The organism is Paraliobacillus sediminis, from assembly GCF_003426055.1.
Genome location: NZ_QJSI01000002.1, coordinates 557,722 through 570,127, shown reverse-complemented (window position 1 = coordinate 570,127; position 12,406 = coordinate 557,722). Strand labels below are relative to the sequence as shown.

At 35.3% G+C, this 12,406-nt stretch carries 10 protein-coding genes; all 10 read left to right on the top strand.

Features of this window, described 5'->3' with window-relative positions:
* Positions 1-20: 20 nt before the first annotated feature.
* The 10 genes from dapA (at position 21) to yfmH (ending at position 12,402) form a co-directional block, all read left to right on the top strand.
* Complete coding sequence (dapA, locus tag D2K60_RS08945) at positions 21-890, top strand: 4-hydroxy-tetrahydrodipicolinate synthase (RefSeq protein ID WP_117169659.1); 870 nt, start codon at positions 21-23, stop codon at positions 888-890.
* Between the two features lie 138 nt (positions 891-1,028).
* The gene (locus tag D2K60_RS08940) at positions 1,029-1,742 is read left to right on the top strand and encodes a ClpP family protease (protein ID WP_117169658.1); all 714 of its coding nucleotides are present in this window, start codon (positions 1,029-1,031) and stop codon (positions 1,740-1,742) included.
* Positions 1,739-1,948: a YlzJ-like family protein gene (locus tag D2K60_RS08935; protein WP_117169657.1), complete on the top strand. Its 210-nt coding sequence runs from the start codon at positions 1,739-1,741 to the stop codon at positions 1,946-1,948. The genes D2K60_RS08940 and D2K60_RS08935 overlap by 4 nt, the downstream gene beginning before the upstream one ends.
* A 196-nt stretch (positions 1,949-2,144) precedes the next feature.
* Positions 2,145-4,463 carry an FtsK/SpoIIIE family DNA translocase gene (locus tag D2K60_RS08930; protein WP_117169656.1) on the top strand — a complete coding sequence of 773 codons (2,319 nt, stop codon included), beginning with the start codon at positions 2,145-2,147 and terminating at the stop codon, positions 4,461-4,463.
* Positions 4,464-4,845: 382 nt separating this feature from the next.
* A complete protein-coding gene (locus tag D2K60_RS08925; RefSeq protein WP_117169655.1) occupies positions 4,846-5,973 on the top strand; it encodes a BMP family lipoprotein in 1,128 nt (375 codons plus the stop codon).
* A gap of 213 nt (positions 5,974-6,186) precedes the next feature.
* Positions 6,187-7,695 (top strand): ABC transporter ATP-binding protein, encoded by a 1,509-nt coding sequence (locus D2K60_RS08920; RefSeq protein WP_117170371.1) that lies wholly within the window; start codon positions 6,187-6,189, stop codon positions 7,693-7,695.
* On the top strand, positions 7,695-8,741 hold the full coding sequence (locus tag D2K60_RS08915; protein ID WP_240335285.1) for an ABC transporter permease: 1,047 nt from the start codon (positions 7,695-7,697) through the stop codon (positions 8,739-8,741). Before D2K60_RS08920 ends, D2K60_RS08915 begins: the two co-directional genes overlap by 1 nt.
* 3 nt (positions 8,742-8,744) lie before the next feature.
* A complete protein-coding gene (locus D2K60_RS08910; protein ID WP_117170369.1) occupies positions 8,745-9,698 on the top strand; it encodes an ABC transporter permease in 954 nt (317 codons plus the stop codon).
* A gap of 138 nt (positions 9,699-9,836) precedes the next feature.
* Positions 9,837-11,123, top strand: a complete 1,287-nt coding sequence (yfmF, locus tag D2K60_RS08905; protein ID WP_117169654.1) for an EF-P 5-aminopentanol modification-associated protein YfmF — start codon at positions 9,837-9,839, stop codon at positions 11,121-11,123.
* Positions 11,116-12,402, top strand: coding sequence for an EF-P 5-aminopentanol modification-associated protein YfmH (gene yfmH, locus D2K60_RS08900; protein ID WP_117169653.1), 1,287 nt, complete (start codon positions 11,116-11,118; stop codon positions 12,400-12,402). The genes yfmF and yfmH overlap by 8 nt, the downstream gene beginning before the upstream one ends.
* Positions 12,403-12,406 lie beyond the last annotated feature (4 nt).

The following is a 12,406-nucleotide window of genomic DNA, read 5'->3' as shown; positions in this document are numbered from 1 at the left end:
GATGAAGGGAGACGCAACCTATCGTGAATTTCGGAAAATTATTGACAGCAATGGTTACGCCATTTGACTCTAAAGATCGAGTGGATATGAATAAAGTGGAGCATTTAATTGAGTATTTAATTACCCACAAAACAGATGGTTTAGTTGTGGCAGGCACCACTGGAGAATCACCTACACTTTCCACAAAGGAAAAGATTGGGCTATTTGAACAGACAGTTAAAGTAGTGAATGGTCGGATTCCTATTATTGCTGGAACGGGTTCTAATAACACAAAAGAGACAATAGAACTAACAAAACACGCAGAAAATGCGAATGTTGATGCAATCTTGCTTGTAACACCTTATTATAATAAACCAAATCAGGCAGGATTATATGAACATTTTCGTACAGTTGCACAGTCTACGAGTCTCCCGGTAATGTTATATAATATTCCAGGCAGAACGATGGTTCATTTAACAGTGGACACAATTGTAGCACTATCACAAATTGATAATATTGTTGCTGTTAAAGAATCAAGTGGAAATTTAGATGCAATTTCTCAAATTATCGAACAGACAGATGATCAGTTTTTTGTATACAGCGGCGATGATAGTTTAACACTACCGTTGCAAGCGATTGGAGCTGATGGTGTTGTTTCTGTTGCATCTCATGTTATTGGAGATGAAATGAAACAAATGCTTGATTATTTTGAACAAGGCAATGTTAATGAAGCGGCTCGTATTCACCGTCAATTGTTGCCTATCATGAGAGGGTTGTTCATGGCACCATCTCCAGCTCCAGTTAAAGCTGCTTTACGATTAAAAGGTATCGACACAGGAGATGTTCGTTTACCGCTAGTAAACTTGTCTGAAATCGAAGAACAATTATTGTATGACCTAATTAAAAATTAATTAATGATATTCGTTAAAAGCTTCTGCAGGAAATTGGCAGAAGCTTTTTTTGATTTAAAATCCTTTTTGATCTTAAATGGTATGTTCCCTTTTTGATTCGTTCATACTAACAAAGATAGTATCGAAAGGAGAATTTCTATGCCAAAAGATGGGAATGAACAAGAAGAGGGTAAACAATCATCATTAGTCGACAAGATTCAGCAGTTAGGTCAATCAACTGTTCCAACAGCACCTGATTCCAATATACATGTGTTGTCGATTATTGGCCAAGTAGAGGGGCATATACAATTACCCCCACAAAATAAGACAACTAAATATGAACATTTACTGCCGCAGCTGATTGCAATTGAACAAAATCCGAAGATTGAAGGACTTATCATCCTATTAAATACTGTAGGTGGAGATGTAGAAGCGGGATTAGCACTCTCCGAAATGATTGCTTCTTTATCTAAACCAACCGTATCCATTATATTGGGTGGTGGTCACTCTATTGGCGTACCTATTGCCGTTGCAACTAATTATACGTATGTTGTACCTTCTGCAACGATGACAATTCATCCGATTAGGTTAAATGGCTTAGTGATCGGTGTGCCACAAACTTTTGAATATATGGATAAGATGCAAGAACGTGTTATTCAATTTGTTACGACTCACTCCAATATATCAGAAGAAAAGTTTAAATCCTTGATGTTTGAAAAAGGCAATTTAACGCGTGATATTGGTACGAATGTTGTGGGTGCTGATGCGGTTGAATATGGACTAATAGATGCAGTCGGTGGAGTAAAAGAAGCGATGGAAACATTAAATAAAATGATTGATGATCGTAAAGAGAGTGGGGGTGTCGTGCAGTGACCTTATATACACCATTAAATGAACATGATATATTTCCAACGGATCAATCGTTATTTCAAACACGTCAAGTTGTAACTTGTAATAATCGAATGATGCTCGTAGATAGTATTGATAACGGTAAATACCGTATTGTTCAGTTGCTTTCAACAGATCCACAAGATTATATCTCTGCTTCCCTTACTCCTGGGGAAATTATTAGCGAATAGTAGAATTTAATGCGGAGTCATATAAGATTTTAACGAAGGAAAAGTCTACACATAAAAATAGATATGCTATAATAGTAATAGCGAATATTGGAGTAGTATGAAGAGAAATGAAAATAAACCCTTGTCAAATGGACAAGGGTTTATCTCATCATAGTAATGGGAGAAATAATTTTGATAGATTGCAGGGGTGGGGAAATTGGCTAAGGCTAAAAAGAAAAAGAGAGGGAATCAAAAAAAGGTACAACAACAATTAAAATATGAACTTTTAGGTATTTTATTTATTTTTCTAGCTGTTTTTGGAAGTGGCGCAAGTGCAATTAGTGAAGGAGCTATACCCTCTGGATTAGAGAACTTTTTCCGTCTATTATTTGGTGTGTGGTATATGATCGCTTCACTTGTATTATTAAGTATCGGTATTTATATGATTATAAAAAGACAATTACCAAATTTGATTAGTCGACGCATGGTAGGTTTAGGAATTATATTCTTAGGGATTCTATTGCTAACACATATTGATTCGTATGAAACCTTGTTACAACAGCAATCAGGAGGGTCTGTGCTGAAAATGACGTGGTCAAACTACTTTGCGTACTTAGATGGGGATCTCACATCTTATTATTTAGGTGGTGGAATGTTAGGAGCAATTTTATTTGCTTTTTGTTATGTACTATTTTCTGCTACGGGTGCGCAAATTGTTGCTGTCTTTTCAATAATTATTGGTATCGTTTTTGTTACTGACTTCTCAATCGGTAATTTTTTAGCTAAGAATGGAAGTAAAGTAAAAGAAGTAACAGTAAACGGACGAAAAAAATGGAAAGAAAAACGTCAAGATAAAAAAGACAGTAAAACAAATGAACAAGATGACTATCAAGAAGAACTGCTAACAAACATAGCCGATCCAGTTGTTGATGATGGAAAAGATTATCCAGTAATTGAGGAGTTCACTGATATTTCATATGCTACTAAAAATGTAATAAATGAAATGGATGCTATCGATCAAATAAAGAGCAAGGCTGAACAGAAAGAAACAAAAAATGAAACTGAAATGGAAACAATTGAACCGTTACCAATGACGGAAATGGAGAATGCATCCTATTTATTGCCGCCACTAAAGTTGTTGAAAGAGCCTGTTAAACATCAACAACAAGCGGAAAAAAGCGCAATACAAGCAACTGTCCGAAAATTAGAACGTACATTTATTAGTTTTGGTGTGAAAGCAAAGGTTACGAAAGTTCATGTTGGACCTGCTGTTACCAAGTATGAAGTCTATCCAGAAGCTGGCGTAAAGGTGAGTAAAATTGTCAACCTCCATGATGATCTAGCACTTGCATTAGCTGCGAAGGACATTCGGATAGAAGCGCCGATTCCAGGGAAATCTGCAGTCGGAATTGAAGTGCCGAATAAAGAAGTGGCACCTGTATCTCTTCGGGAAGTATTAGATACGAAACAAGCGATGAATGGAAATATTCTGTCCTTTGTACTTGGACGAGATATTTCAGGTGAAGCAATTGTCGCTGAATTAAACCGCATGCCGCACCTACTCGTAGCGGGTGCAACTGGAAGTGGTAAAAGTGTCTGTATCAATGGTATTATAACGAGCATATTGATGCGAGCTAAACCACATGAAGTAAAAATGATGATGATTGATCCAAAGAAAGTAGAATTAAATATTTATAATGGCATTCCTCATTTACTTGCACCTGTTGTTACGGATCCTAAAAAGGCATCGAGAGCTCTTAAGAAAGTTGTAGCTGAAATGGAGCGTCGTTATGAACTATTCTCTGAGACTGGTAGCCGTAATATCGAAGGGTATAATGAGTACGTAAAACGATATAATAACGAAGAAGAGGATCAACAACCTTTATTACCTTATATTGTAGTAATAGTGGATGAATTAGCTGACTTAATGATGGTTGCATCCAGCGATGTTGAAGATGCAATCACAAGATTAGCACAAATGGCTCGTGCAGCGGGTATCCATTTAATAATTGCGACACAGCGCCCTTCTGTTGATGTTATAACAGGTGTAATAAAGGCGAACATTCCTTCCCGAATCGCTTTTAGTGTTTCATCTGCAACTGATTCAAGAACAATTTTAGATTCTGGTGGAGCAGAGAAATTATTGGGACGAGGGGATATGTTGTTCACGCCAGTGGGATCATCTAAACCTACGCGTATTCAAGGGGCATTTTTATCAGATGAAGAGGTAGAAAGCATCGTTGACCATTGTATTGAACAACAGAAAGCACAATATCAAGATGAAATGATTCCCGAAGAAGAGTCAGAGGTGAAACATGATGAAAAGCAAGATGATTTATTTGATGATGCAGTTAAATTAATCGTTGAAATGCAAAGTGCAAGTGTTTCAATGTTGCAAAGAAGGTTCAGAGTTGGATACACACGCGCAGCTAGATTAATTGATGCTATGGAAGCAAGAGGTATTGTTGGTCCTTATGAAGGATCAAAACCTAGAACTGTATTAATCTCTGAATATCCTGAACAAAAAACGTCGTAGTTCACACAAAAATTACCTAAAATATATAAAAAATGGTATTATTGTGAATTATCAGGTTGTTTGATGTTAGATTATCTTACAATATTTGTGAACATTTGGATCTTTACACTCTTTTTTGTATGAATAAGTATTTATTTCTCGAATTAAAAGTGTTATATTATTGTTTGACTATATTATTAGTATTTTAAAATCTAGTTTTTCAGTGTTGTCTAAGCAAATTGGACAATCAGTACATACATAATGCAATTAGATTTTTTAAGTTGATTTTTAATAGTGTTGTTAGAAAAAGGATGTTTATTTTCCATACTTTTAGGAGGTGGTGCGAAACATTAGGTTTTAGCAAAGTTTAAGGTTAACATAAAAAAAATATGGGGGTATTTCGTTGAAGAAAAATCGTTTATTACTTATTTTAGGATTATTATTAGCAACTGTACTTATTTTAGGGGCTTGTGGAACTTCCGATGAAGAGGATACTTCAAGTGATGATACAAGTTCAGAAGATACAACAGAAGATGCATCAGAAGATACAGAAGAAGCTATTGATTATAAAGTTGCAATGGTTACAGATGTTGGTGGCGTTGATGATAAATCATTTAACCAATCAGCATGGGAAGGTTTAGGTGCATTTGGTGCAGATAATGGCTTAGTAGAAGAAGAAGGTTATGCATATGCACAATCTGATCAAGATGCTGACTTTTTACCAAACTTAAATCGTTTAATACAACAAGATTTTAATTTGATCTTTGGTGTAGGGTATAAATTAGCTGAAGCACTTGGAGAAGTTGCAGGTCAAAATCCTGATACGAACTTTGCTATTATCGATTCCGTTGTAGAAGGGGATAATGTTGCAAGTATTACATTTGCGGAACAAGAAGGGTCTTTCTTAGTAGGTGTTGCTGCAGCAATGAAATCTGAATCAGGTAAAGTAGGTTTTATTGGTGGAGAAGAAAGTGATTTAATTAAACGTTTTGAAACAGGCTTTGTTGCAGGTGTCGCTTCAGTCGATCCAGAAATTGAAGTGGTAAGAGAATATGCAGCATCTTTTGCTGATGCTGCTAAAGGTAAAGCAATTGCAGCTAGTATGTACAATGATGGTGTTGATGTAATCTATCACTCTTCAGGAGCAACTGGAAATGGTGTATTTGCACAAGCAAAAGACATCAAAAATAGTGATCCAGAAGCAAACGTTTGGGTTATCGGTGTAGACCGTGATCAGTATGAAGAAGGTGCAATCAATGATACAAATGTTACACTTACTTCTATGCTAAAACGTGTAGATGTTGCTGTAAATGATTTAGCAACACAAGGTTTAAATGGCGAATTCCCAAGTGGAGAAATTCTTACATTTGGTCTTGCTGAAGATGGTGTCGGTGTTGCTACTACTAACGAAGAAGCATATACTGAAGATATAGCAACAGCTGTTGAGGAAGCGAAACAACAAGTTCTTGATGGAACAATTGAAGTTCCAACAACAGATGAAGAATTAGAATCGTATCTTGAATCTCTTTAAAAAATAAGAAAAAGGCTAGAATTTTCTAGCCTTTTTCTAACTATTAAATAATTAATTTAACTAATCATATAATACAAAATAATGCACATAAATAAGTGTGTTAAAGTCATTAAATGAAGAGCAAACTCGCCCCTTTTCATTTGACGATTTTATTGTATTTCACAAGAGAGAACCGTATAAGGAGTGGGGATTTTGGATAACTATGTAGTCGAAATGCTTCGAATACGAAAAGAATTTCCTGGTATCGTTGCAAATAATAATATTACGTTACAAGTAAAGCAAGGAGAGATTCATGCTCTTCTAGGCGAAAACGGTGCTGGAAAGTCAACGTTAATGAATGTTTTATTTGGATTGTATCAGCCAGAAAAAGGTGAAATTAAGGTAAAGGGTAAGAGTGTCAACATAACAGATCCCAATGTCTCAAATAAACTAGGAATTGGAATGGTACATCAACATTTCATGTTAGTAGATACATTTACTGTTACGCAAAATATTATACTAGGCAAAGAACCGAGGAAAAATGGACAAATAGATATCAAAAAAGCCGAAAAGGATATTGTAGAATTATCCAAAAAGTATGGTTTGCATGTTGATCCAACTGCGAAGATTCGAGATATTTCTGTTGGAATGCAGCAACGTGTTGAAATATTAAAAACGCTTTATCGTGGTGCTGAGGTACTCATTCTGGATGAACCTACAGCGGTATTAACACCACAAGAAATAAAAGAATTAATGTCGATAATGAAATCGTTAATTAGTGAAGGGATTTCCATTATTTTAATTACACATAAATTAAAAGAAATTTTAGAAGTGTGTGATCGGTGTACAGTTATTCGTAAAGGAGAAGGTATTGGTACGGTAACAGTTAAAGATACCAATGCAAATGAACTTGCTTCCTTAATGGTTGGTAGAGACATTAGTTTTTCAACAGATAAAACAGCTGCACAACCAAAAGAAAAAGTATTGACGATTAAAAATTTGTTTGTAAAAGACCTTCGAAATGCAATGATGGTAAAAGATTTAAATTTAGATGTAAAAGCTGGTGAAATTTTAGGTATTGCAGGTATTGATGGAAATGGACAGACCGAATTAATTGAAGCAATAACAGGTTTAAGACCTTCTGAATCTGGTGAAATTTTATTACATGATAAGGTAATCACGAATATGTCACCGAGAAAGGTTACCGAATCAGGTATCGCGCATATTCCTCAGGATCGTCATAAATTTGGTTTGGTGTTAGATTTTCCAATTGGAGAAAATATGATATTACAATCTTATTATCAGAAACCATATGCTAATAAAGGGATATTATCATTTAAACGTATATATGAATATGCTAAAGAACTAATTAGTGAGTATGACGTGCGCACACCTAGTGTCTACACAAAAGCAAGGGCACTTTCTGGTGGAAATCAACAAAAAGCAATAATTGCACGTGAAGTTGATCGTTCGCCAGACTTATTGATAGCTGCTCAACCAACTCGTGGTTTAGATGTTGGTGCAATTGAATTTATTCACAAAAAATTAATTGAGGAACGAGATAAAGGTCGGGCGGTTTTACTATTATCATTCGAATTAGATGAAATTATGAATGTTAGTGACCGAATTGCAGTAATGTTTGATGGTAATATTGTCGCAAATCTTAAACCTGAAGAAACAAATGAACAAGAATTAGGATTATTGATGGCTGGTAGTAGTAAGCAGAAAGCAGGTGAACAGTAGTGTTTTCTAATCGCCTATTTAACATATTAATACCAACAATTTCTGTCTTTTTAGGACTTCTAGCAGGTGCTATAATTATGCTTGCTTTTGGTTATAATCCTATCGAGGGATATATCGCGTTATGGAATGGAGCTTTTGGAAGTAGTTATTTCTTTGGCGAAACAATTCGACAAGTTACACCATACATATTTACAGGTTTAGCAGTAGCGTTTGCTTTTCGTAGTGGTCTATTTAATATTGGTGCGGAAGGTCAAGTAATCGTTGGTTGGCTTGTAGCAGTTTGGATTGGTTCGAGTTTTGAAGCACCAATGATTATACATTTACCACTTACTATTTTAGGTGCAGCTTTAGCAGGTGCTTTTTGGGGGTTTATACCTGGTTTACTAAAAGCAACAAAAGGTGTACATGAAGTTATAATTACAATTATGATGAATTATATTGCGTTACATTTATCTAATTATATGATTCGAAATGTATTGACAGACAATCAAGATTCCTCAAATCGAATTGCAGAGAGTGCGTCTCTTTCTTCAACTTGGCTAATGGAATTGACCGATTATTCCCGTATACACTGGGGAATACTGATCGCTCTTTTCGCTGCATTTATTATGTGGTTTTTAATAGAAAAAACAACTGCTGGATATGAATTTAGAGCTGTTGGTTTTAACCCTTACGCTTCAAAGTATGCAGGTATTAACGTGAAGAAAAACATTATATTATCAATGGTTATTTCAGGTGCATTTGCAGGTTTAGCGGGTGCTATGGAGGGCCTTGGTACATTCGGTTACATGCCATCACACTCAGCGTTTACTAACTTAGGATTTGATGGTATCGCTGTTGCACTATTAGGTGGTAATGCTGCTTTAGGTACGGTAATTGCCGCTTTCCTATTTGGAAGTCTAAAAGTTGGTGCTTTAAACATGCCTACTTCAGCAGGTGTTCCTTCTGAATTAGTTGAAATTGTTATTGCATTAATTATCTTTTTTGTAGCTTCAAGCTACTTTATCCGTTGGATTTTACTTCGATTTAAAAAGGAGGGGAAGTAAATGATGGCATTTATTGATTCGCTACAATCAATTATACCAATCGCCTTGTTTTATTCTGCTCCTCTTATCTTCACTGCACTTGGTGGTGTCATTAGTGAACGTTCAGGTGTTGTAAATATTGGTTTAGAAGGTTTAATGGTTATGGGTGCTTTTGTTGGAATTGTATTTAATCTAACCTTTGCAGATGTATTTGGTGCAGCAACACCTTGGATTTCGATTATTGCTGCTGCTGTAGTCGGAGGGATTTTCGCTTTATTACACGCGGTAGCTTCTATTACATTCCGTGCTGACCAAGTTGTTAGTGGTGTTGCAATTAACTTTTTAGCAGTAGGGCTTGGTGTATTTTTAACAAAACAGTGGTATGGAAAAGGTCAAACAGATATGGTAGAAGAACCATTTTACTCTACTTCCGTACCAATACTATCAGATATTCCAATTATAGGAGAAATGTTATTTGCTCGAGCATATTATACTTCCTATCTGGCTATTTTACTTGCTTTTGTTGGCTGGTTTGTTTTATATAAGACAACGTTTGGATTACGCCTTCGGTCTGTTGGAGAACATCCAATGGCTGCTGATACGAATGGGATAAATGTTTATAAAATGCGTTATATTGCCGTTATTTTATCTGGTGTATTAGGTGGTCTAGGTGGTGCTGTTTTTGCACTAACTATTGCATTTAATTTCTCCGGATCGACGATTGTTGGTCAAGGCTTTATGGCGTTAGCAGCTGTTATTTTTGGGAAATGGCATCCCCTTGGTGCATTAGGTGCGGCTTTATTCTTTGGTTTTGCACAAAGTTTAAGTGTTTCAAGCCTTCCGATCTTGGATAATGTACCAGATGTTTATTTAACTATTGCACCATACTTATTAACTATTCTTGCGTTAGCAGGATTTATTGGTAGGGCAGAAGCACCAAAAGCAAGTGGTACGCCATATGTTAAAGGTAACCGTTAATTAAATAAGGATTCAAAAGAGCCTGGTAATTGTTACCGGGCTCTTTTTCTAGTAAAATGTATTTTAAGGTTATATTAATGGATAGGAAAGATATATATTAACAATGCTATGTACATCAGATTCAGAGGAGGAAATGTAATGACGTTTGTCACAGAAGATGTAATAGAGCAACAAGGTTACAACTTACATGTTTTACAAAGCAAAAAATTTAAAACTATTCACCTAACAGTGAAATTAAAATCACCATTAAATCGTGAAAATATCACAGAAAAAGCTTTACTTCCTTTTGTATTACAACAAGGAACGAATAAGTATCCAACCTCAAGTTTATTTCGTAGAGCATTAGATGATTTATTTGGTGCAACCTTGTCTATTGATAGTGCCAAAAAGGGAAATGAGCATGTTATGAGTTTCAGGATGGAGATAGCAAATCAAACATACTTAACGACGGAGCAAAATATTCTTGAGGAAGCATTACAGTTTTTAAGTGACGTCATTTATGACTCCAAAACGATAGAGGAAGCATTCGATGCATCAATTGTCCGAAGAGAAAAACAAACATTGAAACAAAAAATAAACGCCGTAGTGGATAATAAAATGAGCTACGCGAATATGCGTTTGATTGATAAAATGTGCGAGGGGGAAGCGTATAGCCTTCATGTACATGGTTACAAGGAAGATCTAGATGGGATCGACGAGAAAAGTTTATATACGTGCTATCAACAACAACTATTAGAAGATCAAATGGATATTTATGTCTTAGGTGACTTAGAAAATATTGATGTAAATAAATTAATTCCGTCTTATTTCAATAAAAAAAGAAGTCCAAAGCTGATCGAAATTGAAAACGAACAAAAAGAACAAAGCCAGCCAAAAGAAATTATTGAAGAACAAGCGATGCAACAAGGTAAGTTACATTTAGGTTATCGAACAAACATAACCTTTCGTGATGATTCATATCCTGCACTTCAAATATTCAATGGTATTTTTGGAGGTTTTCCAAGTTCGAAGTTATTTATTAATGTACGAGAGAAAAACAGTTTAGCTTACTATGCTTCTTCTCGTTTTGAAAGTCATAAAGGTTTATTATTTGTTTTTAGTGGAATTGATCCAAAAGACTATACAAAAGCTAAAGGGATAATAGTAGAACAAATGGATGCAATGATCAGTGGTGACTTCACTGACGAACAAATAGAAGAGGCAAAAAAATTAGTTATTAATCAGTGGAAAGAAACATTAGACCATCCAGACGGTTTAGTAGAAATATTATATCATCAAGTGTTAGCAGGAGCGGAACGGTCACCAGATCAGTTTATTAAAGAAATTAATCAAGTTTCTAAGGATAATCTTTTGGAAGTTGGCCAAAAGATCCAGTTAGATACCGTCTACTTTCTAACAGCACAAGGGGGTAACGAAAATGCATAAACAAACATATGACCAATTAAAAGAAACAGTATATACAGAAACGCTTGATAATGGTTTGCGTGTCTTTTTATTACCTAAACCTGAAATGACTAAAACATTCGGTATTTTCACAACAGATTATGGATCAATTGATCAATCATTTACACCGATTAATCAAAAGGAACATGTAACAGTTCCAGACGGTATTGCTCACTTTTTAGAGCATAAGTTATTTGAAAAAGAAGATCACGATGTCTTTCAAGATTTCACTAAACGTGGTGCATCAGCTAATGCTTTTACTTCGTTCACCAAAACAGCTTATTTATTCTCTTCTACAACAGAAGTCAAGAATAATATCAAAACATTACTGGACTTTGTTCAAGATCCTTATTTTTCAGATCAGTCAGTTGAAAAAGAAAAGGGAATTATTGCACAAGAAATTCAAATGTACGATGATCAACCTGATTGGCGTTCGTTTTTTGGAACTCTAAAAAGTATGTATCATCATCATCCAGTTCAAACTGATATTGCTGGAACAGTTGCTTCGATACAAGATATTACTAAAGAAGATTTATATACGTGTTACCAAACGTTTTATCATCCAGCAAATATGGTTATATCAGTAGCGGGAAATTTCGATCCCGATCAGATGATGGATCTTATTCGCTCAAATCAACAGGCTAAAACATTTAGTCCGTTAGAAAAGATCGAACGCTCTTTTCCAGACGAGCCAGAAACTGTAGCGACTCCAAAAGAAGTAATCGAAATGCCTGTATCCATCTCCAAATGTATGGTTGGTATCAAAGAGAACGTTCAAACAATCGATTCTTCCTTTATGGAAAAAGACCTGTTAGCTGACATGCTATTAGAACATTTTTACTCAAAAAGTGGTCCGTTCTACCAAGAGTTATATGAAAAGGATTTAATTGATGATAGTTTCTCTTTTGAATCTAGTCGAGAGAAGAACTTTGCTTTTTCAATTGTTGGAGGAAACACAGAGAATCCTGATAAATTAGCCGATGCATTGAAGGAACAATTAATGAGTTGGAACAGTATACAGATCACGGAAGAAGATTTTGTTCGCATGAAGCGCAAAAAAACGGGAGAGTTATTACGTGGTATGAATAGCTTGGAAAATATGGCGAATCAATTTACACATTATCAATTACTTGGTTTTGATTATTTTGAATTACTTCCTACTACCGAAAAACTAACATTAGAAGCTGCTAATACATTTTTAAATAATTGGGTACATGAAATGAATGTTTCTGTTTGCCAAATTGTCCCAGAAAAAGGTTGAGTGT

Excerpts from the sequence above, each read along its gene's own strand:
- D2K60_RS08920 (WP_117170371.1), top strand. The coding sequence starts at position 6,187 with ATGCTTCGAATACGAAAAGAATTTCCTGGTATCGTTGCAAATAATAAT.
- yfmH (WP_117169653.1), top strand. The coding sequence starts at position 11,116 with ATGCATAAACAAACATATGACCAATTAAAAGAAACAGTATATACAGAA.
- yfmF (WP_117169654.1), top strand. The coding sequence starts at position 9,837 with ATGACGTTTGTCACAGAAGATGTAATAGAGCAACAAGGTTACAACTTA.
- D2K60_RS08940 (WP_117169658.1), top strand. The coding sequence starts at position 1,029 with ATGCCAAAAGATGGGAATGAACAAGAAGAGGGTAAACAATCATCATTA.
- D2K60_RS08910 (WP_117170369.1), top strand. The coding sequence starts at position 8,745 with ATGGCATTTATTGATTCGCTACAATCAATTATACCAATCGCCTTGTTT.